Source organism: Halogranum gelatinilyticum, assembly GCF_900103715.1.
Taxonomy (GTDB): Archaea; Halobacteriota; Halobacteria; order Halobacteriales; family Haloferacaceae; genus Halogranum; species Halogranum gelatinilyticum.
The window spans coordinates 699,945-720,452 of record NZ_FNHL01000001.1; the positions used below are offsets into that span (position 1 = coordinate 699,945).

The 20,508-nt window shown below is 68.4% G+C and carries 25 protein-coding genes; 11 read left to right on the forward strand and 14 right to left on the reverse strand.

Annotation, left to right across the window (positions count from 1 at the left end; genetic code table 11):
* Positions 1 to 97: 97 nt before the first annotated feature.
* Positions 98 to 424 carry a DUF8081 domain-containing protein gene (locus BLR57_RS03595; protein ID WP_089694210.1) on the reverse strand — a complete coding sequence of 109 codons (327 nt, stop codon included), beginning with the start codon at positions 422 to 424 and terminating at the stop codon, positions 98 to 100.
* A gap of 154 nt (positions 425 to 578) precedes the next feature.
* Here BLR57_RS03595 and BLR57_RS03600 point away from each other — a divergent pair, with 154 nt between their 5' ends.
* Positions 579 to 1,808 (forward strand): outer membrane protein assembly factor BamB family protein, encoded by a 1,230-nt coding sequence (locus BLR57_RS03600; protein ID WP_089694213.1) that lies wholly within the window; start codon positions 579 to 581, stop codon positions 1,806 to 1,808.
* 331 nt (positions 1,809 to 2,139) lie between these two features.
* On the opposite strand, the gene BLR57_RS03605 is transcribed toward BLR57_RS03600, so the two are convergent.
* Together BLR57_RS03605 and BLR57_RS03610 are read right to left on the reverse strand one after the other, a co-directional pair.
* Positions 2,140 to 3,675 carry a (R)-citramalate synthase gene (locus tag BLR57_RS03605; RefSeq protein ID WP_089694215.1) on the reverse strand — a complete coding sequence of 512 codons (1,536 nt, stop codon included), beginning with the start codon at positions 3,673 to 3,675 and terminating at the stop codon, positions 2,140 to 2,142.
* A gap of 187 nt (positions 3,676 to 3,862) precedes the next feature.
* Positions 3,863 to 4,222, reverse strand: coding sequence for a DUF192 domain-containing protein (locus tag BLR57_RS03610; protein ID WP_089694217.1), 360 nt, complete (start codon positions 4,220 to 4,222; stop codon positions 3,863 to 3,865).
* A gap of 71 nt (positions 4,223 to 4,293) precedes the next feature.
* On the opposite strand from BLR57_RS03610, the gene BLR57_RS03615 reads away from it, so the two are divergent.
* The 3 genes from BLR57_RS03615 (at position 4,294) to BLR57_RS03625 (ending at position 7,590) form a co-directional block, all read left to right on the forward strand.
* A complete protein-coding gene (locus BLR57_RS03615; protein ID WP_089694218.1) occupies positions 4,294 to 4,818 on the forward strand; it encodes a DUF7097 family protein in 525 nt (174 codons plus the stop codon).
* A 126-nt stretch (positions 4,819 to 4,944) separates the two neighbouring features.
* Positions 4,945 to 5,496 (forward strand): GMP synthase subunit A, encoded by a 552-nt coding sequence (locus tag BLR57_RS03620; RefSeq protein ID WP_089694220.1) that lies wholly within the window; start codon positions 4,945 to 4,947, stop codon positions 5,494 to 5,496.
* A gap of 120 nt (positions 5,497 to 5,616) precedes the next feature.
* Positions 5,617 to 7,590: a DUF2070 family protein gene (locus BLR57_RS03625; protein WP_089694222.1), complete on the forward strand. Its 1,974-nt coding sequence runs from the start codon at positions 5,617 to 5,619 to the stop codon at positions 7,588 to 7,590.
* A gap of 58 nt (positions 7,591 to 7,648) precedes the next feature.
* Here the strand turns inward: BLR57_RS03625 and BLR57_RS03630 are convergent, their stop codons facing one another.
* From BLR57_RS03630 to BLR57_RS03665, 8 genes are all read right to left on the reverse strand, one after another.
* The gene (locus BLR57_RS03630) at positions 7,649 to 7,849 is read right to left on the reverse strand and encodes an HVO_0649 family zinc finger protein (RefSeq protein WP_089694224.1); all 201 of its coding nucleotides are present in this window, start codon (positions 7,847 to 7,849) and stop codon (positions 7,649 to 7,651) included.
* A 70-nt stretch (positions 7,850 to 7,919) separates the two neighbouring features.
* The gene (locus tag BLR57_RS03635; RefSeq protein ID WP_089694225.1) at positions 7,920 to 8,165 is read right to left on the reverse strand and encodes a DUF3194 domain-containing protein; all 246 of its coding nucleotides are present in this window, start codon (positions 8,163 to 8,165) and stop codon (positions 7,920 to 7,922) included.
* A 7-nt stretch (positions 8,166 to 8,172) separates the two neighbouring features.
* Positions 8,173 to 8,556 (reverse strand): prefoldin subunit beta, encoded by a 384-nt coding sequence (locus BLR57_RS03640; protein ID WP_089694227.1) that lies wholly within the window; start codon positions 8,554 to 8,556, stop codon positions 8,173 to 8,175.
* A gap of 85 nt (positions 8,557 to 8,641) precedes the next feature.
* Positions 8,642 to 9,115 carry a halocyanin domain-containing protein gene (locus tag BLR57_RS03645; RefSeq protein ID WP_089694229.1) on the reverse strand — a complete coding sequence of 158 codons (474 nt, stop codon included), beginning with the start codon at positions 9,113 to 9,115 and terminating at the stop codon, positions 8,642 to 8,644.
* Between the two features lie 22 nt (positions 9,116 to 9,137).
* Positions 9,138 to 9,455 carry a KEOPS complex subunit Pcc1 gene (locus BLR57_RS03650; protein ID WP_089694231.1) on the reverse strand — a complete coding sequence of 106 codons (318 nt, stop codon included), beginning with the start codon at positions 9,453 to 9,455 and terminating at the stop codon, positions 9,138 to 9,140.
* Between the two features lie 4 nt (positions 9,456 to 9,459).
* A complete protein-coding gene (locus BLR57_RS03655; RefSeq protein WP_009366488.1) occupies positions 9,460 to 9,594 on the reverse strand; it encodes a DNA-directed RNA polymerase subunit P in 135 nt (44 codons plus the stop codon).
* Positions 9,595 to 9,867: an eL43 family ribosomal protein gene (locus tag BLR57_RS03660; RefSeq protein WP_089694232.1), complete on the reverse strand. Its 273-nt coding sequence runs from the start codon at positions 9,865 to 9,867 to the stop codon at positions 9,595 to 9,597. It lies immediately after the preceding gene.
* 111 nt (positions 9,868 to 9,978) lie between these two features.
* A complete protein-coding gene (locus tag BLR57_RS03665; protein WP_089694234.1) occupies positions 9,979 to 10,752 on the reverse strand; it encodes a DUF2103 domain-containing protein in 774 nt (257 codons plus the stop codon).
* Positions 10,753 to 10,857: 105 nt separating this feature from the next.
* Here BLR57_RS03665 and BLR57_RS03670 point away from each other — a divergent pair, with 105 nt between their 5' ends.
* Positions 10,858 to 12,222 (forward strand): hypothetical protein, encoded by a 1,365-nt coding sequence (locus tag BLR57_RS03670; RefSeq protein ID WP_089694236.1) that lies wholly within the window; start codon positions 10,858 to 10,860, stop codon positions 12,220 to 12,222.
* A gap of 3 nt (positions 12,223 to 12,225) precedes the next feature.
* Here BLR57_RS03670 and truD read toward each other — a convergent pair whose 3' ends face one another.
* A complete protein-coding gene (gene truD / locus BLR57_RS03675) occupies positions 12,226 to 13,566 on the reverse strand; it encodes a tRNA pseudouridine(13) synthase TruD (protein ID WP_089694238.1) in 1,341 nt (446 codons plus the stop codon).
* A gap of 445 nt (positions 13,567 to 14,011) precedes the next feature.
* Entirely contained in the window at positions 14,012 to 14,350 is a 339-nt protein-coding gene (gene pth2 / locus BLR57_RS03680) for a peptidyl-tRNA hydrolase Pth2 (RefSeq protein WP_089694239.1), read from the reverse strand.
* Between the two features lie 93 nt (positions 14,351 to 14,443).
* On the opposite strand from pth2, the gene BLR57_RS03685 reads away from it, so the two are divergent.
* The 5 genes from BLR57_RS03685 (at position 14,444) to BLR57_RS03705 (ending at position 18,404) form a co-directional block, all read left to right on the forward strand.
* Positions 14,444 to 15,178: a Yip1 family protein gene (locus tag BLR57_RS03685; RefSeq protein ID WP_170830551.1), complete on the forward strand. Its 735-nt coding sequence runs from the start codon at positions 14,444 to 14,446 to the stop codon at positions 15,176 to 15,178.
* Between the two features lie 57 nt (positions 15,179 to 15,235).
* A complete protein-coding gene (gene dcd / locus BLR57_RS03690; RefSeq protein WP_089694243.1) occupies positions 15,236 to 15,841 on the forward strand; it encodes a dCTP deaminase in 606 nt (201 codons plus the stop codon).
* Positions 15,838 to 16,740 carry a thiamine-phosphate synthase family protein gene (locus BLR57_RS03695; protein ID WP_089694245.1) on the forward strand — a complete coding sequence of 301 codons (903 nt, stop codon included), beginning with the start codon at positions 15,838 to 15,840 and terminating at the stop codon, positions 16,738 to 16,740. Before dcd ends, BLR57_RS03695 begins: the two co-directional genes overlap by 4 nt.
* Positions 16,741 to 17,457: a class I SAM-dependent methyltransferase gene (locus BLR57_RS03700; RefSeq protein ID WP_089694247.1), complete on the forward strand. Its 717-nt coding sequence runs from the start codon at positions 16,741 to 16,743 to the stop codon at positions 17,455 to 17,457. It begins immediately after the preceding gene.
* Positions 17,458 to 17,519: 62 nt separating this feature from the next.
* Positions 17,520 to 18,404, forward strand: coding sequence for an SDR family oxidoreductase (locus tag BLR57_RS03705; protein ID WP_089694249.1), 885 nt, complete (start codon positions 17,520 to 17,522; stop codon positions 18,402 to 18,404).
* On the opposite strand, the gene BLR57_RS03710 is transcribed toward BLR57_RS03705, so the two are convergent.
* A complete protein-coding gene (locus tag BLR57_RS03710; RefSeq protein WP_089694251.1) occupies positions 18,401 to 19,327 on the reverse strand; it encodes a sulfide-dependent adenosine diphosphate thiazole synthase in 927 nt (308 codons plus the stop codon). The genes BLR57_RS03705 and BLR57_RS03710 overlap by 4 nt on opposite strands.
* A 163-nt stretch (positions 19,328 to 19,490) precedes the next feature.
* Between BLR57_RS03710 and BLR57_RS03715 the strand changes: the two genes are divergently transcribed.
* Complete coding sequence (locus BLR57_RS03715) at positions 19,491 to 20,471, forward strand: glutathione S-transferase family protein (protein WP_089694253.1); 981 nt, start codon at positions 19,491 to 19,493, stop codon at positions 20,469 to 20,471.
* The last annotated feature ends 37 nt before the right edge of the window (positions 20,472 to 20,508 follow it).

The following is a 20,508-nucleotide window of genomic DNA, read 5'->3' on the forward strand; positions in this document are numbered from 1 at the left end:
CGTGGTCGCTCTCCGGTGCATATGGCCTCGTAGAACGGTTCGCAACTCGGCTGAACGGAACGGTACGCCGACCGTATCGCCGGTATGGTCAGGCCACCTATGAGGGGTCGCGTTCGTACCGCTCCAGTCCGGACTGGTCGAAGCCGGGGGGATTGAGCCGACGCCGCCGCTTGTCGTACGCGCCGTCGAGTCGCGGTTGGCCCGCGCGAGCGACGAGATAGCCGTCCGCGGGCGACTGGTCTGCGGGGTCGGCCGCGCGAATCCAGACCGTGCCCTCCGCACGCGTCGAGAGTTCTGCTGCCCATGCCTCCGCGTCGGCGCGGCTGTCGAACCGTCGGCGCGCCCCGTCCCGGCAGATGGCTCGGCCGACGGCCCCGTTGGCGAGCCGAGCCGAGCGTTTCACGTCGACGACGTAGTCGCTCACAGCCGTGTTTGGAACACGGACGGCTTCAACTCCTCGCTCCTCGTCCGTGGCCGCGACCCCACGAGACCACGAAAAGGACCGCTGCGAGTGCCGCGCTACCATCCGTCACTGGCCAGCACAACAGCTATGACGACATATCGCCTAATTAGACCTTATGCCGAAATTATACGTTCGAAGAGACATCGTCAGAGCTGTCGGCGGGGTTGGCCTGCTCGGCCTCGCCGGCTGCCTCGGTGACGATGGAACGGTCGACGCCGATGTGCCCGCCACCGGGGACCCGACGGCCACCCCACAGCCCACGGCGACAGCAACGCCCGACGCGACGCCGACACCCGACCCGACCGAGACGCCCGACGAGACGGTCGAACAGCCCACCGTCACCGCGTGGAGTCAGGTCTACGGGACGGCCGGTAATACGGGCTCGACGACCGACGTCGGCGCGTCGACTGGCACCGTTCGGTGGACGGTCGCCCTCGGCGAGAGTGCGACGACGCCACCGGTCACGTTCGGTGAGCGACTGTTCGTCGCCACGCGGACGGGACTCCACGCGCTCGGCCGGACCGACGGCGCGCGGCTGTGGTCGCGGTCGTTCGGGGGAACCGTCCGTGCACCCGCCTGTACGGATGGAACGGTCCTCGTCGCCGCCGACAGACTCTACGCACTCTCTCCGGCGACCGGTGAGACGGAGTGGTCGTCGACCGTCGGCGGCGGCCCGGTCACCGGCCTCACGGTCGGCGAGGGCGTCGTCTACTTCGGCGCGGCCGACGCGAAGGTCTACGGCCTCAGCGTCGCCGACGGGAGCCAAGTCGCCCGTTCGGCACTGTTCCCCTTTGGCGACATCCGGATGCCAGCGGCCGACGGCGAGTACGTCTTCGTCGCCGCCGCCAGCAACGTCGCTGGCCTGAACACGCGCGGCGCGCAGGTCTGGAAGTACGAGGCTGGCGCGACGGTGACGGCACCGCCCACCGTCGCGGGCGACACGGTCTACGTCGGCGTGACCAACGGCGACGTCGTCGGCATCGACCGGGCAACGGGGGCGGTCCAGTGGACGACGGACCTCGGGGGGTCGGTGTCCACGCCGGTGACCGTCGGTGCGGACGGACTGTTCGTCGTCAGCGGCGACAGTCTGGTCAAACTCGAATCCGGGACCGGCCGGGTCGAGTGGACCGAGCGAGTCGGTGACGCCCCGTTGACCGCAGTGGCACACGCCGCCGACAGCCTCTACGTCGGCTCGGCCGACTCCCGTGTCTACGCGCTCGACCCGACGAACGGTGCGGTTCGGTGGTCGAAGAAGACGGGCCAACCGGTCGTCGATGGTCCGGCCGTCGTCGGCGACGCGGTCTACACGGCCACGAGTGGCGGCACGGTCACGGCGTTCGCCTGATCCTGTCGCCCGCCGAACGATGAACACTGGCGTGTCGCGTTCCCGAGGAGACCCCGCGGGCGAGCCGATAGATTTAGTATCGAGTTCGTATCCCTTGCTAGTGTTCCGACTTCAGTGCAACCGTTGCGTTAGGCCAACTCTGTGTACGTGTCGGGACCACACCGAACGCGGCCCTTTCCTTGCACACCTGGCCGCGTGTCGGTGTTTGTGTGTTGGTATCCCGACGAGCGACGCGTCTCTCGGCCGCTCGACTCCGAGGAGCACTGCCGCTCGCGTGTGACGGTCTACGAAGAGAGTGGTTTCTGCGAAGGGAGAGAACGTGTCCGAAGCGTCAGTCGTCGGCGACGGGTGAGGTCGGGTCCGCGGCCAAGAGCCGGTCGAGTGCGTCGACCATCGCTACGACGCTGGCGCGGGTGATGTCGGAGTCCGAGGCGGCCACGGTGACCGTGCGGTCCCCGCGGGACATCTCGACCTCGACCGTCACCATCGCGTCCGTCCCGCCGGTGATGGCGTCGACGTGGTACGATTCGAGCTGGGCGTTCGCGCTCGCACCGAGCGCGGCGCGGACGGCCTCGACGGAGGCGTCGACGGGACCGCTGCCAGTGCCTGAGGCGACGCGTTCCTCGCCGTCGACGAGGAGTCGGACGCTCGCGGTCGGCGTTCCACCGCCGCTGGCGGCGGTGAGGTCCTTGAGTTCGACGCGACGCTCGCGTTCGCGGCCCTGGACCTCCTCGGCGATGGTGAGCAGGTCGGCGTCGGTGACGCGCTTGCCGCGGTCGCCGAGTGCCTTCACGCGGTCGACGACGGCCGAGAGCTCGTCGTCGTCGACGTGGACGTCGTGTTCCTCCAGTGCGGCCTTGACACCCGCACGGCCGGCGTGTTTCCCGAGGACGAGCCGTCGCTCGCGGCCGACCGTCTCGGGCGGGTACGGCTCGTACATCGAGTCGTCTTTCAGGGTACCGTCGGTGTGGATACCGCTCTCGTGGGTGAAGGCGTTCTGGCCGACGACGGCCTTGTTGGGCGCGAGGTCGACACCCGTCGAGCGGGCGACGAGCTGCGCGAGGTCGTAGAGCTCGTCGAGCTTCGCCGTCTCCATGTCGTAGCAGTGGTGCAGCGCGATGGCGACCTCTTCGAGTGCGACGTTGCCGGCGCGTTCGCCGATGCCGTTGATGGTCCCGTGAACCATGTCGGCCCCGGCGGCGAGGCTGGCGTAGACGTTCGTCATCGCCAGCCCGAGGTCGTCGTGGGTGTGGGTGCTTGTCGGGCCGAGCGCGGCGAGCCGCGAGACGGCCTCGTAGGTGTGTTCGGGGCTGGTGTGGCCGACCGTGTCGGCGAAACACGAGCGGTCCGCACCGGCCTCGAAGCCAGCTTCGGCGAGCCGTTCGAGGAAGTCGAGGTCGGCGCGGGAGCCGTCCTCGCCGAGGAGTTCCACCCAGAGCCCGTGGTCCTTCGCGTAGGCCACGAGCTCTTGGCTCTTCGCGACGACGTCGTCCTTCGTCGTCCCGACCTTCGTCTCGACGTGGCGGTCGCTGGCGGGCACGACGATGGTGACGCCGTCGACGTCGCAGTCGAGTGCGAGGTCGATGTCGTTCTGGACGCCGCGGGCGAAACTTGTCACCTTGGCGTCGAGACCGAGATCCGTCACGCGACGGATGGTCTCGCGCTCGCCAGCACCGGTGCAGGCGCTGCCGGCCTCGATGACGTCGACGTTCGCGCGGTCGAGCGCGCGGGCGATGTCGGCCTTCTCCGCGGGCGTCAGCGAGACACCTGGGGCCTGCTCGCCGTCGCGGAGCGTCGTATCGAAGAGCTGTACATTTCTGTCAGAAGTGAGGGGAACCTCGGGTGAACCCCGGAATAACTCGGTCACGGTGGATGAATCAGTTGACTCGGAGAATTTCACAGCCAGCCGCCTCGCGGCGACTTACTCTATCCTCGTCTGTCGGTGTGTGTTCCGACATTGTACTCGGTACCATGCTGTGGGGTGGCATAAAAGAGCGGGTTCGAACAGAATTTGGTGTCATCTTCGTCCGGCAGTGGGCAGTTCTGTCCACTGCTCACCGTCGCGCGTTGCCTTCGAGCACCAGTTTGTCGCCGACAGCGACGTCGTCGGCCGCGCCTGCGGGAAGTTCGTAGACCGTGTCCGCCTCCGCCCAGCCCACCCCGGTCCACGCCGACAGCCGCTTTTTCGCCTGCACTTCGTCGTCGACGACCCACACCGCGTCGATGGCGAAGGGGACGAACACCATGTGGAGGCTGCGTGTCCCCACCGAGCCGAACGGGAACGCCAGCGCGTAGTCGTCGGGGACCGAGCGGCGGAACATCAGCCCGCGGGCCTGCGAGAGGAAGCCGTCGGCGACCTCGACGTCGCTGGCGAGGACGTGTGTGTCGCCGTCGGCGACGTGGCGGAGTTGCATGGCTGTGGAGTCTAGGGGGAGGGTCAAAAAGAACCGGGAGACTTGAAGCATCCCCGGCCCTACCGCCCGCCATGGAGAAGACGCCCACCGGCACCCCGGTCGGCGTGGACGACCCCTACGACGTCGCGGGCCGGTGCGACCATCTGACGAACGACGGCCGGTGTCGCTACGCCCTCCAGTACGCCGGTAACGACCCGGAGTTCGCCGCCGAGCGTCGCGCCGCGGACTACGAGTGCATAGCCGGTGGTGAGGACTGCACGTGGCGCGACTGTCCCCACTACCGCGCCACCACCGACGGCACCGAGTGCATCCGCTGCGGTCTCGAAGAGGTCCGCATGGCCCACGAGTCGACCCGCCCCCTGCTCGAAGAGCACCATCTCTCGTATGGCACTGCTGTCGACGACGACGAGGTCAGCCACGAGATCACCGTCTCGCTGTGTCGCTGGTGTCACGCGAAGGTCCACGACTCCTTCGCCCGTATCGACGACGACGCCAGCCCCGACGTGGAGGCACTCGCGGCCCGCGAGGACCGCCGCAGCAAGGAGGCCGAGGAGTTCGGCTTCCAGTCGGCCCGCGAGCGGTTCGACGACGGCTGACGCGGCGGCGTCGACGGCCGGTGGCTGCACCGGTCGGCCGCGGTGACTGCTCCGACGTGATGCACGGGGATGCGCATCTCGACCACGCTTCGAACGACTTTTAGGCGCGTCTATCCAACGCGGGATATGACCAGAATCGTCGTCATCGACAACCACGGCCAGTTCACCCACCTCGAAGGCCGCGCCCTCCGCGACCTCGGGGTCGACACCGACATCGTAGACAACGATACCCCGCCCGAAGAGATCGACGCCGACGGTCTCGTCCTCTCCGGCGGTCCCGACATGGACCGCATCGGCCGCTGTGCGCAGTATCTGGAGCTCGACGTCCCCGTCCTCGGTATCTGTCTCGGCCTGCAGGTCATCGCGACGGAACTCGGCGGCAGCGTCGGTGAGGGCGACTACGGCGGCTACGCCGACGTCGACGTGGAGATCCTCGACGAGGACGACCCGCTCATCGGCTCGCTCGCACCCGACACGCGGGTCTGGGCCAGCCACGCCGACGAAGTCAAAGAACTCCCCGAGGGCTTCACCCACACCGCCACGAGCGACGTCTGCGGCATCGAGGCGATGAGCAACGTCGACGCCGGCCTCTACGGCGTCCAGTGGCATCCCGAGGTCGCCCACACCGAACAGGGCGAGGAAGTCTTCGAGAACTTCATCGACATCTGCGAGCAGTAGACGCGGCTACACGCCCCGCAAACCCCGGTAAGGCTCCTGTTCTCCGCCCCGGTTCGGACCTGTTTTCGTCGACACACGAAGCGCGAGTGTTTTACCCCGCCCGCGTGAAACCTGGCCGCAATGACAGCGACGCAAAGCAATCTCGCTGGGCTGTCGCGGTTCATCTTCCGGGCACCGCGATGGTATACCAGCCTCGCGTTCGCCCTCCTCGTCGCCGCGATGGCCGGTGTCGCCGCGTTCGAGTCCGGGCTCCCCGAGCGGTCGTGGTCCGGGCTGTTCCTCCTGGGCCGCGACGCCTGGGAAGGAATCTTCTTCATCGGCGTGCCGACGGTCATCGCCGCCTTCGGGACGAGCGGCGTCGACCGCTTCGTTGGCGGCAAGCTCACCCCGAACCGCTCTTCGTTGCTCGCGCTCGCCTGTGAGGTCATCATCGTCGCCGTGGTCACCGTCGCCGCCATCGCGTCGGTCTTCCTCCCGCTCGACCAGACGTTCGTCTTCAACGCGCTGATCGTCGCGCTCGCCTCCATCTTCGCCCTTCGCCTCCTGGTCATCATGGCCGTCTCGCAGTCCTCGCTGCTCGTCGCGGCCATCCCGGCCAGCATCCAGACGGTCGCCGCCGCGGCCCTGCTGTTCGTCTACAGCGGGACGCTGCGCTTTCTCGAAATCGGCGGGCCGCTGCTCAACGCCTACTTCATGCCCTATCTCGCCCGCTCGGGTGTGGCACCGCCGGAGCTGTCGGCGGTCCAGCCGAGCCACTTCGGCCTGCTCGCGGTCACGTGCGTCATCTACGCGACGGCCGTCTGGGCCTTCCTCTACGTCGTCGACCGGCCGTGGCGAAACAGCCTCGGCGTCTCCGTGCTCGACTTCCTCCGGGGCTTCATCGGCCACATCGCCGAAGGCTCCCGCGAGCTGGAGGACTTCTTCGAGCAGCTCGGCCAGGAGGCCATCGTCCCCGTGACCGTCCTCTCGTTCCAGCGCGACGACGGGACCGAGAAGGCGCGGTTCGTGCTGCCGATGATCCACCCCGGCCCGATGGGCGAGATCGGCGGCGGCAACTTCCCCGAGCGGGTCGCCCGCCGCTCGGAGGGGATGGCCTTCCCGCCGCACGCCACCGCCGGCCACGACTTCAACCTCGTCACCGAGCGCGAGGTCGACACCATCCTCGACGCCGTCGACGACGCCGCCGAGCGTATCGAATACTCGGCGGAGGCGACGACGAGCGTCCGCACCGAGTCCGGCGAGGCGAAGATGCTCGGCCAGGCCTTCGGCGACGACGCGGTGCTCGTCAACAGCTACGCCCCGAACTTCGCCGACGACGTGGAGTACGCGGTCGGTCTCGCTGCAGGAACCGAGGCCCGAACCCACGGTCTCGACGACGTGCTCCTCGTCGACGCGCACAACTCCAACAACGGGCTGGAAGGGCCGGACCTCGGCCACGTCACGCCGGGCAGCCAACGCTCGTTCGACATGATCCGAGCCGCCGGCCACGCGGGCGAGGCACTCGCCGACGCCGACCGCGGCGCGCTCTCGCTCGGGACGGCCTGGGACGAGACCGACTGGATTCCTCGCGACGGTATCGGCCCGCTCGGCATCCGCGTCGCCGTCACCGAGGTCGACGGACAGACGACGGGCTACGTGCTCGTCGACGGCAACAACATGGAGCCGGGGCTGCGCGACCGCATCGTCTCGACGCTCACCGAAGGGGCCGAAGAAGCGGACGCCGAGACGGCCGAGAGAGAGAGAGCCGTCGCCGCCGACGGGGCGCGGCCACAGACGCTCGACGCCGTGGAGGTCATGACGACCGACACCCACATCGTCAACACGGTGGAAGCGGAGAACCAGGTCGGTGCCGTCATCGACCACGACGAACTCGTCGACCTCGTCTGCGACCTCGTCGGCGAGGCTCGCGACGACTGCGAACCGGTCTCGGCGGGGATGGCCGTCGAGGAGACGACCGTCACCATCTTCGGCAACGACCGCACCGAGACGCTCGCCAGCCACGCCAACGTGGCCGTCTCGATGGGCGGGGCGTTCGCCGCGGCGGTCATCCTCTCGGCGATGGCCGTCAGCGTCCTCATCTTCTTCCTCGCGTGAGTGGGCGGCCAGCGCGGCCGCTCACGTCGACAGTGTCACTCGGCGGTCGAAGATCCACTTAGAGCCGGATTGTCCGCCGTCGGCTCGCGCCACAGCTCGGACAGAGATGCTGGTAGTGGACCTCTTTGCCGCTGGTCTGGACGCGCCAGTGGCCATCCGCGTCCTCGTAGCCACATTTCGGACAGGTCAGGTCGACGTCGTCGTAGTGCGTCTTGAGTCGGTCGAGCGGGGTCGTCCCGGAGCCACGCTTGGTTGACATGCGGTAACGATTGTCACTCTGCGGGCTTAGTCCTTGCCTCGAACGGGTGAGACGAGTGAGGCGGAGAAAGTTACGCCGCCTCGAACAGTTCGTCGACGGCCTCCTGGGCCGTCTTGGCGGCTTCGTCGACCACCGCGTCGGGGTCGACGTCGTCGCCGGGTGCGTTCAGATAGACGTCGACGTCGAGCACGCCGTCCTCGAACGTCACCGTCACGTCGAAGTCCTTGACCTCGGACTGTTTGTAGTGTTTGAAGATGACGCCCTCCGCGGCCTCGGCCGCGGTCTGGACGACCTCTTCGTCGGTTGGTTCGGCCATTCCCTGCTTACGCGCCGCCAGCGCCGCCGGGGCCCATCGGGGCTCCGCCGCCCTGGAGCATCTGCTGAAGCTCCTGCTGGAGCTCCTCGAACTGGCCCTGAACGCGCTCTTCCTGCTTCGCCAGCTGCTCGACACGGACCTCGAGGCTGTCGACCTTGTCTTCGAGGGTCTCGTAGGCCTCGTCGTAGTCGGTCTGGACGAAGAGCTCGCCGATCTCGCGGTACATCGTCGCGTCCTCGTCGATGTCCTCGAGCGCCTCGAGGGCGTTCTGGGACTCGGTCAGCGTCGACTCGGCCTGCTGCTTCTGGGCGGACAGCTGCTGTGCCGTCTCCTGAAGATCCTGCAGTTCCTCGATTTTCTCCTGTGCGTCCGGCGGTAGGTTACCCTGCATGGTAGCAGGGATGTGGTCCGGACTGAAAAAGCCCCGTATTCCGTCTCGTCGGGAGATATATCGAGATTCTGGCGTGTTCGGCGCGCTACGACTCGACGACGCGGACTGCGCCCTTCATGCCGAGGTTGATGTGCGGCTGGCAGTAGTAGGGATAGGTCCCGGTCTCCTCGAAGCTGTGCTCGAAGGTCGCCCCCTGCTGGGACGCATACTGGCTGCCGAAGCTCCCGTCCTCGGCGACGACGTTGTGGCTGCCGCCCGCGCCGGTCCACTCCCAGACGACGGTCGTGCCGACGCTGACCTCGACGGCCGCCGGGCCGAAGCCGAAGCCGCCGCCGTTGGCCTGGGTGCCGACCTTCACGACGACCTCGGACTCGCCCGTGCGGTCGACGGTGCCGTCGTAGTTGTCGACGCCCTCGAACCAGCCGTCGTAGGCGTCGTCGGTGCCGGAGCCGCCAGAACTCCCCGAGCCGCTCGATGCTGGCGTCGAACTGCTGCCGGTACAGCCAGCGAGCGCGAGGCTCCCGGCCGCGACTGTCGTGAGGAAGGCACGTCGGTCCATAGTCGACGTAGCGAGGCGACCGCTACGTGCCTTTCGATTTCGTCGACTCGTCGGTCACGCGGTCCGCGGCGTCAGCGACGTCCTCGGCGACGCCGACCATCCGCGTCCACGAGTTGAGACCGGCGCGGAGGGCGACGAGGTCTGCGGCGTTGACCGTCACTTCGACGGTGTCGCCGTCGCGGGCGACCGTCGCCTGCGAGCGGGCGTCGTCGATGTCGCCGACCTCGACGGCGACGCTCGCCTCGACGATACGGGCGCGTCGCTCGTCGGGGTAGCTGAAAGAGAGAGAAGCGGTGTGGGCGTGCGGGGCGTCGCCCGACTGCGCGCCGTGGTGCTCCACGCGGCTACTTAACGTCGACTTCCTTGATGCCGCCGCCGCGCTCCTTCAGGAGGACACGGTGGCCACAGTACGGACAGCGGACGCCGCCGTACTCGTCAAGTTCTACGTCGCGCTTGCACCGGGAGCACTTGTAACTCATTTATTCCTCGTCGGTCGAGAGCGCTGCGCGGATGGACCGCTTGACGGTGCGACCACCGGGGGTCTCGGGGCGGTAGGCGCCGCCGGTGAACTTCTCGCCGGTCGACTGGTTGATCCAGATACCGGAACCGAGGCGTTTCACGTCGTCGCCTTCGAGCTTGGCGTTGCGCATGTTGCTCTCGATCTCGGAGACGCGCTTGCGGGCGACACGTCCGTAGCGGGCACCGAATCGGCCGGAGCTGCCGGTCTTTCGTGCCTTCTTCTTTTCGGCCATAGTACTGGCAGTTACCGCTAGCGGACACAAAAAGGCTACGAGTCGGGCCGCCGCCTGCCGCCGGTTCACACGGCTTCTCCGCCGGCTGCGTTCGGGACTCGCCCCCGAGCGTCACTCGCCTTGAAACCCCGCCTCGTACAGTGCTTCGTTGAGGTCTTCGCGGACCCACTCGCCCGTCTCGCGGTCCATCGCCGTCGTCACGACGCGGTTCTCTTGGACGCTGGAGCCGTCGCGGAAGAGCAGCCGGACGTTGCCGTTGTCGTCGGCGCGGGTCACCTTCGCCCGCAGCCCCGTCCGCGACCCCTTCCCGCCGGCGTCGATGGGACCGGGGATGATCTTCTTGACGTGCGGATGGTCGGCGACGACGCCGATGGCCTTGCGGCCCTTCCGGCCGCCGATGAGCGTGCTGTGGGTGCCGCCGAGCTTCTCGCGCGGCGGCGTCTCGACGACCGCCAGCGAGCGTTCGCCGCGACGGTCCAAGACGGAGTGGACGGGGTCGTCGCCGGTGACGCGGTAGAACTCGTGGTGGAGTTGGGCCTTGGTCTCCCGCAGCGCGTCGCGGGCGTCGTACTTCGTCCCCTGCCTCCCGCCGCCCTCGCTCGCGTCGCGCCGGGCCGCAGCGTAGACCGTCTCGGGCCGCTTGCGCTGAATCTCGTCGGCGACGCGGCCCGCGAAGTTCCGGAGCTCGACGCCGCCGCGCTCCTCGTCCGGTTCGGGGAGGGTCGTCACGATCGTCTCGCCGACCACCTCGTCCTCGTCGAGCATCGTCAGCGTCGCGCGGTCCCGCCGGAAGTCGACGACGACCGCGTCGCAGTTGGCGGTGTTGCAGGTGAGACAGTAGTCTCCGGGCTTCCGCAAGGGGGCCTCACACCGCCGACAGTTCATATGCTGTGCTTGCCGCCGTCGTGGATAAGTCCGTTTATTCGGGCTACCGGGGGCGACCTGTCAACCGGACACAAGGCCTTTGTTCGCTCTCTGTGACCCTCGGACATGGTCTCCTCGCGTCGTCCGTCCCTCCCCACGGTCATCGGTCTCGCCCTCGCGCTCCTCCTCGCCACGAGCGTCCTCCCTGCCACCGCCGCCCCGCCACCGGAGTCGCTCTGTGGCTGTGGTGACGCCGTCGAGTCCGGCGTGGACCAGCACGGTCTCGCCCTGACGGCCGCGAGCAGTACCGCGACGGTTCGGGTCCACGAGAACGCCAGCGCGACCTGGGTCGTCCGGGTCCGCGTCGCCGACGCCGACTCCCCGGCGATGGACCGGCTCCGGGCGAACGCGACGCTCCGGGACGACGTCGTCGACGGCGCGGTGCGAGACACCCGGTTCCGGTCGTCCGCCGTCGACGGCGACACGCTCGTCGCCCGCTTTCACGACCCCAGCTTCGCCGAACGGTCGACGGGCGTCCTCCGCTCGACCGCGTTCACGAACCACCACGAGGGCTATCTCCGGCTCGCCGGTCTCGGCGCGGACGAACTGACCGTCGTCGCGCCCGAGGGGATGGCCGTCGGCTGGTCGGTTCCAGGGTCGACCGTCGCCGACGACGGTCGGTCGATGACGCTGACCAGCCTCGACGAGCGCGACGTGGGCCACTTCGTCACGTTCGTCCCGCGCGACGCTCCGCTCGCGCCCCTCCAGAGCCTCGTCGCCGTCGGCGGGTTCGTCGCACCGACGCTCCTCCGAAACGTCGGCCTGTTCGTCCTCTTGTCGAGTGGGCTGTTCGCCGCCTCTGTGGGGGCCGTCGGGACCAGCCTCTCGTGGCCCGCCGACCGACTCGGAACCGAGGGCGGCACCGTTCCGACGCTCCTCGTCGGTGCGGGCGTCGTCACCACGGCCGCTGCACTCGTCGGCATCGCGGGGGTCGGACTGTTCGGTGCCTCGGCCGGGACGGCACTGGGGCTGTGTCTCGGTCTCGGGACGCTCGGTGTAGCCTGTTTGCGACTGGGTCGGAGCTTCCGCGTGACAGTCGCCGCAGCGGTGTCCGCCGCGCTCCTCGGGACGGCCGTCGGCGTCGGCTGGGCGGTCCTGTTCCAGGGTGTTCAGCCCGGATTCGTGTCGGTACCGACGACGTTCGCGGTTCTCCTGTCGGTCTTCGCGCTCGTTCCGGCGGGACACGCGTTCGCTCGGCGACAGCGGCTGCTGGCCGTCGGCACCGCCGCGGTCGGCTTCCTCGCGCTCGCGCTGGCGGCGGTTCCGGTGACCGCGCCGAGTGTCGGACTCACCGGCGTCTTCCTCTGGGTGCTGGGCGTTGCCTTCCCGCTGCTCGGCAGTCCACTCTTGGTGGCCGGGATGCTCCTCGCTCGCGACGACACTCCGGCCGACGAAGCCGAGCGAGCCGACGGAACCGCCGTGGCCGACTGAGCCTCAGAGGTCCAGCGGCCCGGCCTTCAGATACTCGCGCATCACGGCCGTCGCGTACGAACCCGACGGCAGCGCGAAGGAGAACGAGAGCGGGTCGCGCTCGACGTCCATCGCCGTCCGCAGTAGAATCGCCCGGCGCGTCCCCGACGAATCGAAGTTCCCCGGCAAGTCGAAGTCCGCGGGTTCGAGATCGAGTTCGTCTAATATCTCGCGCTCGATTTCGCCCTGTTCGCCGCTCGCTAACTCCGTCTCCGTACCGACGAGCGGCGCGGTGACGAACGCCCGGCCGCGCTCGCAGTGCCGCGCCATCACGTCGACACGGCGGCCCGTCGCCTCCTGCAGGCGGTCGATGTCCGGCATGACCAACTCCTCGGGCGCGTCGCGGTCGGCGAAACAGACCACGTCGCCCTCGACGGGCTTGCCGAACGGCAGGCCGCGCTCCAGCCGCTCGCTCAGGATACGGTTGAAGACGTAGGATTGGGCGGCGTTGACGAACAGCCGCTGGAGGTTCGAGGGGACGGCTTCGAGTGCGTGCCGCCAATCCTCGTCGCTCTGGTCGCCGTCTTGGTGCAGCCGGTGGAGCATCGACCGCTCGTAGCGCAGGCGGTTCGGCATCTCCTCCAATGCTGCCTGCCAGTCTGGGTCGTCGCTCGCGGCGGTCTCGTCGACGAATCTGCGGGCCGCCTGGGTGCTCTCCGGCTCTTGGTCGCTCGGGTTGCCGGCGTAAGCGAGGACGGCCTCGCGCCACTCCTCGCGGACGACGTGGAGACCGACCTCGTGCGTGACGGGACGGCGGCTGCCGAACCGTTGCTGGCCGAAGAAGTTCGGGACGCCGACGTGCTCGTCGGAGCCGGCGAACTCGTGCAGCTGGTCGGTGATGGTCTCGGCGTTCTCGGGATGGGCGGGGTCGTGGACGCGGATGGTGAAGGCGTTGCCCGCGAGGTCGCCGAACTGGAGCCCGCGGCCCGCGCGGCCGATGATCTCGATGTCGGCGTTGTTGACCTCGGGAACTGCCGCCGGCTCGCCCTGCTTGACGGTGAACAGCTGGGTCGTCACGGCGTGTTTGTCCTTCGTGCCAGCCCACGAGACGCGCTCGCGGCTGATGTCCATCTGGTTCGACAGCTGACGGACGAAGTCGTTGGTGTCCCAGCCGCGCAGCGTGACCCGGAGGACGAGATGGGCGAAGTCGCCGGGGTCGGCGTCGATGGGCTTCGGCTCGAATCGCTCTAACTCGGTGACGCGGAAGTCCTCGGGGTCCACTCGCAGAACCCCGCCGATGCCGTCGGCGTCGCTGACGTAGTGGTCCATCCCGACCGCGCGCTCGATGGGGTGGGCCTCACGCATCGCGGCGGGCCTCCATCGGATCGAAGCTCGTCATTACCCGTCGTTTCGCCAGCAGGCGGATAAACGCACCACTCTCGGGTTGGTGCTCGGATGCACTCGGCTGCACAACCGCCGTGGCGCGTGGCTTCGCGGCCTCCGTGTCTCCGCGAGGGAACCGAGTGGATGCCAGCAAGAGCCGGAGGCTCTTGCGTTGCCGCGTGACACGCACGCGAGGGATGAGTGAACGAGCGGAGCGAGTGAGCGAATCGGTTGGGGAGGATGTGGCTGTGGCGGGCGGGACTGAAAGGGGACGTGCTCTGAACGAACCCCCGCGACGGAAGCACCGCAGGGAACGAAGTGACCGAGGCGCGCGGCGAGTGGCGGGAGTTCAGAGCACGTGGGCTTTTGGGGTGTTCTCCGTGTTGTCAGGCACAACTCAAGAGAACACTGACGGTCTCGAAACGGCCTAATACAACGAGAGGTCGCCGGTCACCTTGTCGACGATGTTGTCCGGGCCGGGACCGATGGCCAGCGCGGTCACCGTGCCGGGGTCGAGCTGCGTGTGGCCGGCGTCGCGGATGATGGCGTTCGGCAGCCCCTCGCGCTCGGCGAGGTCCGCGAGTCTGAACAGCTCCTTCTCGCCTTGGGCCTTCAGGACGACCTTCTTCTGGCCCGAGCCTTTCCACTCCTTGCGCGTCCGGTCGTCGGTGTCCTCGTAGGCCGACAGCGACGCGTGAGCGACCTGCGCGGCGAGCTTTCCTTTCCCCATCCCGATGTCCGTGCGGGCGACGATGGCCTGTTTCATACCCGAGGTGGCCCGTCGAGCGGTAAATCTCCTGTCATCGCAACCGACGGAGAGCCGAAAAGACACTTATCCGAGGCGTTTGAACGGCGACGCGTGCCCCGTACGCCCCTCCTCCACCCCGGTGCGTTCTTCGACGAGCGCGTCCCGAACCTCGACGTCGGCCGCGCGCTCGTCCTCGGACTCCTGCTCGCACTCGTCACGACCGCCGGAGCCGGCCTCGTCGGCTGGGCCTTCGTCGACGCGCTCGACGTGACCGTCACCGTCGACAACCCCGCACATTCCCCCGACTGGGTCTGCGAGCAGCAGGCCGAGATGTTCACCGATATGCCAACCCCGAGCGGCTGCGGCGACGACGTCCCCGAGACGGTCGAGCGCGACCTCGGCGAACTGGTCTGGGACGAGTTCGTCGGCCTGTTGCCGTGGGTGTTCGTCGGCGGGCTGCTCGCCGGGCTCGGGACGGCCGTCACCTTCCACGTCCTGACCGCCCTCGCTGACGGCGAGGGGTCGTTCGGCGACACGCTCGCCGTGACCGCCTGGGGTGCGACGCCACTCGTCGTCCAGACGGTGGCTGGCGTCGGGTACACGGTCTTCCGCATCCAGCGACTCGCACTGCCGAGCCAACCCGAGGCGGCCGTCGAGCGGCTGGCGACGCTGACGACGTTCGGGAACCGGCTGCCGCTCGTGGTGCTCGCGCTCGTCGTCACCGCGTGGCAGGTCTCCATCTGGACGCACGGCCTGCATCGCGCCCGGAACGTGAGCTTCGACGCGGCACTCGCCAGTGCGGGGCTGGTCGGAGCCGTGTCGTTCCTCTTGACACTCGCGGGGTGAGCGGGAGTACCGAGGGTGACCGGGAGTTTTTACCACCTCCCCCTCCCTCCCTCGGACATGATACTGTCGGACACCGACCTCTTGAAGCGGCTCGAACGGGGTGACCTCGTCGTCGAACCCCTGGAGGACATCGATATGCAGGTCCAGCCGTCCAGCATCGACCTCCGCCTTGGCGCGGAGTTCTTGGAGTTCCAGCGGACCAACATCTCCTGTATCCATCCCAACCGCGAGGACGAGGTCTCGAAGTACATCCGTGAGACGGTCGTCGAAGAAGGCGAGGAGTTCATCCTCCATCCCGGCGACTTCGTGCTCGGAACGACCGAAGAGCGCGTCGAGATTCCGCCGGACCTCGTCGCCCACGTCGAGGGCCGCTCCTCGCTCGGCCGACTGGCCGTCGTCGTCCACGCCACGGCCGGTCTCTGTGACCCCGGCTACAAGGGGCAGATCACCCTCGAACTCTCGAATCTCGGCTCCGCCCCCGTCGCGCTCACGCCGGGGATGCGCATCTCGCAGCTGACGTTCACCGAACTGACGTCGCCAGCGACACGCCCCTACGGCGAGGAACGCGGGTCGAAATACCAAGACCAGAAGGGACCACAGGCCTCGCGAATCGGTAACGACCCCGAGTTCGGCGGCGACACGCCGGGAGACGACCCTCAATGAAGTTCGTCGAAGAGGTCGTCGTCGAGGAGTTCCTCCCGACGTTCCGGTCGATGCTGGCCGCCGAGTTGCGCGAGCGGGACTTCACCCAACACGAGGTCGCCGAAGCACTCGGCATCAGCCAGAGTGCCGTCTCGAAGTACGCCCACGGCAGCGTCAGCCAGTGTCAGGCCGTCCTCGACGACGAGCGCGTCCAAGACCTCGTCGTCCGTATCGCCGAGGGGCTGGCCGCGGGCGATATGTCCAGCGTGCAGGCGCTCGTCGAGGCCGAGGTCCTGATCCGGCGGCTGGAGCAGGGTGATCTGCTCGCGACGCTCCACGAGGAGGCGATGCCCGAACTCGCCGAGTACGACGGCGACTTCGCCATCCACGACCCCGAGAGCGACGTCCGAACCACGGAACAGGTGCTCTCGTCGGTCCGTCGCGGCGTCCGCACCCTGACGAGCGCGAGCGGCTTTGCGGGCTACATCCCGAACGTCGGCTCGAATCTCGTGGAGTGTCTGCCGGACGCCGCGGGCATCGAGGACGTCGCGGCCATCCCGGGCCGTATCTTCGACATCAAGGGCCGCGCGACGGTCCCGAGCGACCCCGAGTTCGGCGTCAGCGAGCACGTCGCTGGCGTCCTGCTCTCGGCGCGCGAGGCCGGCACGGACGTTCGCGCCGCGGTCAACATCCGCTACGACGACGACATCGTCCAGCAGTTCGCCGACGCTGGCTACGAGACCGTCGAGTTCGACCCCGACGCACCGACCGACCCCATCGTCGCCGCCTTAGCGGACGGCGCGGACGACGACACGTTCGTCCTCTATCAGACCGGCGGCTACGGCATCGAGGCCATCACCTACGTCCTCGCACCCGACGCGCCGACCGCCGCGCGGGTCGTCCGCGAGGTCCTGCTGTAGATGACCGACGGCGAGGGCGACCACCGAGAGGCGACCGACGCGGCCGCGGCCGACGGCGTCGCGGCGACCCAGAGCTTCTACTCGCGGTGGGCGCAGCTGTACGACGCCCTCGCCAGCCACACGCCCGGCATCGGCGGTCTCCGCGCCCGCGCCGCCGACCGTCTGCAGCTATCGACTGGCGACACCGTCGTCGAGATGGGCTGTGGGACGGGCGCGAACTTCTCGTATCTCCGTGAGCGCGTCGGCCCCGAGGGGGCTGTCGTCGGCGTCGACCTCACACCCGGGATGCTCGGCCCGGCCCGCGCCCGAATCAACCGCGCGGGCTGGGCGAACGTCCACGTCGTCGCCGGTGACGCTACTCGGCCGCCCGTCACCGACGCCGACGCCGTCTTCGCCTCGTTCGTCTCCGGGATGCTTGGGGAGCCGGCCACCGTCGTCGACGACTGGGCCGACCTCGTCGGACCGGGCGGCCGCGTCGGCCTGCTCGACCTCGCACGGTCGACCTCGACACTCGGCCGGCCGGTCAACGCGCTCTTTGCTGGTCTCGTCTTCGCGGGACTCCCCTCGAAACGGCCCGCGGACGCACTAGCGGCTCCCCGGACGCTCGACGCTCGGGTCGTCGCCGCTCAGCGCGCCCTCCGCGACCGCTGTCGCGACGTCACCTACTCGACGCACGCGCTGGGGTTCGCTCGGCTGGCTGCTGGGACGGTCAAGTAGCGACGGCCGACCGAGTCGCCGTGGCTGGCAGGTTTATGCCATCTCAGCGAGTCGTCTCCCCGATGACTTCTTCCGACAGCCTCACCGGCCGCGTCGCGCTCGTCACCGGCGGCACGAGCGGTCTCGGTGCCGAGACCGCCCGCACGCTCGCCGACCGCGGTGCCTCAGTCGCCGTCGTCGGCCGCGACCGGGACCGAGGCGAGACCGCCGCCGCCGACCTCGCTACCCGCACCGACGGCACCGCCGAGTTCTACCGCGCCGACCTCGCCTCGCAGGCCAGCGTTCGGCGGCTCGCCGCGGAGTTCCGCGAGCGACACGACCGACTGGACGTGCTGGTCAACAACGCCGGGACCTTCCGCGCCGAGCGGACCGTCACCGCCGACGGCGTCGAGTCGACGTTCGCGATCAACCATCTCGCGCCGTATCTGCTGACACACAGCCTGCTCGACCTACTCGTCGCAAGCCCCTCGGCGCGGGTTGTCACGGTCTCCTCGGGCATCCACACGCGGGCGACGCTGGACTTCGCGAACCTCCAAGGAGAACGTGGCTACGACGGGATGACTGCCTACGCCCGCTCGAAACTCGCGAACGTCCTGTTCACCGACGAACTCGCCGACCGCCTCGCGGAGACGGCCGTCACGGCGACCGCCGTCAATCCGGGCTTCGTCCCGGGGACGGGACTCGCCCGCGACGCGTCGCTCCGGAACCGGCTGCTCCTCGGCGCGTTCGCACGGCTGCCGCTGCCGTTCACCAAGGGGCTGGAGGAAGGGGCGGAGACGCTGATCCGGGCGGCCGCCGACCCGGACCTCGCCGACGTGACGGGAGTGTATCTCAGCGACGGCGAGGTGACGGCGTCCTCGGAAGAATCGCAGGACGAAGAAGCGAGACGGCGACTGTGGGACGTCAGTGCGGGTCTCGTGGGCGTCTCACCCGACTGGGCCGTCTAGTCGTCAGCCGGGACGGGCCGCGTCAGGTCGACGGGGTCGGCGTCGACGTCGAGCTCGTCCAGCGCGACCTGTGCGGCGCGCTTGCCCGAGAGGAGCATCGCGCCGAACGTCGGCCCCATCCGGGGGAGACCGTGGGTCGTCGCCGTCGCGAGCCCCGTCGAGACGAGCCCGTCGTGGATCTTTCCGGCGAAGTCGACGACCTTGTCCTCGCTCTCGGAGACCCACATCGAGTCGTGGCCGGGCGAGTCGTGGCCGGGCGCGCCGTACTCGCCGTCTTCCGTCTTATCCATCCCCGTGTTGTGCTCGTTGGCGTGTTCGATGCCGGGTGCGTCGAGGACGCCGCGCTCTTGGAGCTTGGAGACGACGACGGCGTCGTGGCCCGTCGCGTCGACGACGAGGTCGGACTCGACGGCGATGGGGTCGACGCAGGTCAGTTCCCGTGGCAGCGCGTGGACCGGCGTCCAGTTCATGACGATGCCGGCGACGCGGTGGTTCTCGCGGACGACGATGTCGGTGAACTCGGTCATGTTCTGCATCCGCGCACCCGCGTCGCAGGCGGCGTTGATGAGTGCCGAGCAGGCGTGCGGTCCCTTCGCCGTGTAGAGACCCTCGGCCTCGTCGCTCTCCTCGTAGGGGACGCCGAGTTCGTCGAGCACCTCGTTCGCGGGTTCGCGGACCGTCACGGTGTTCATGAGGAAGCCGCCGAGCCAGAAGCCGCCGCCGAGATAGTTGTTCTTCTCGACGACCATCGTCTTCACGCCGCGCTCGGCGAGCTCCTTCGCGGCGACCAGCCCCGAGGGACCGCCGCCGACGACGATGACGTCGCTCTCCGAGAAGTCGAGGAACTCCTCGCTCCACTCTTTCGTGATCGCTCGGGTGACCTGTGCCTCGTCTGCGTCGCTGAAGCCGGTGAATGCCGACATACAACCTAGTGATATTACTTGGTAGTTAAAGGTTGGCTTCCGGTCGCGGCGGGCGACGCTATCGAGGAGGTTCCGGCAGGCGACGCACGTTCTGGAACCCTTTTTCCGTCTCGGCACCAACCCCGTGTATGGACAGCCGACCAGCCTGCCGCGGGGTGCGAGTATGAACATGCTCGTCGACGGCGAGTGGCGAACCGACGCCTACGAGAGTACCAACGAGGACGGCGAGTTCGACCGGTCGACCACCTCCTTCCGGAGCCGGGTCGAAGCCGACCCGGACGCGGAGTTCCCTGCCGAGGCCGGCCGGTATCACCTCTACATCTGCCGCGCCTGCCCGTGGGCACACCGGACCGCGATGATGCGCGCGCTGAAGGGACTCGAACACGTCATCTCACTGTCGCTCGTCGAACCCGTCCGCATCGACGACGGCTGGGAGTTCTCCGAGCAGTATCCCGACCCGCTGTACGGGAAGGAGTTCCTCCGCGACGTCTACGTCGAGGCCGACGACGACTACACCGGCCGCGTGACGGTCCCCGTCCTCTGGGACAAGAAGAAAGAGACCATCGTCAACAACGAGTCCGAGGAGATCATGCGGATGCTCGACACCGCCTTCGAGGACCTCGCCGAGCACGACGTCGACCTCTACCCCGAGGGCCATCAGGACGAAGTCGACCGGCTCATCGACGACATCTACGAACCCATCAACAACGGGGTCTACCGCGCGGGCTTCGCCGGGACGCAGGAAGCCTACGACGAGGCCGTCGCCGACCTCTTCGACGCGCTCGACCACTACGAGGACGTCCTGGCCGACCAGCGGTATCTCGCGGGCGACAGCCTCACCGAGGCCGACCTCGCGATGTTCGCGACGCTCGTCCGCTTCGACCACGTCTACCACACCCATTTCAAGTGTAACAAGCGGGCCATCCACGAGTATCCGAACCTCTGGAACTACACGAAGGAGCTCTACCAGCTGCCCGGCATCGCCCAGACGGTGAACATCGAGCACATCGTCGAGCACTACTACGGCAGCCACGGCGACGTCAACCCGAAGCGGCTCGTCCCCGTCGGCCCGGACATCGACTTCTCGAACGACCACGACCGCGACCGCCTCCCCGGCGGCCCGCCCGAAGCGCTCTACGAGTAGTCGACCCGACGAGCCGTCGCCACCGACAGACGAGGGC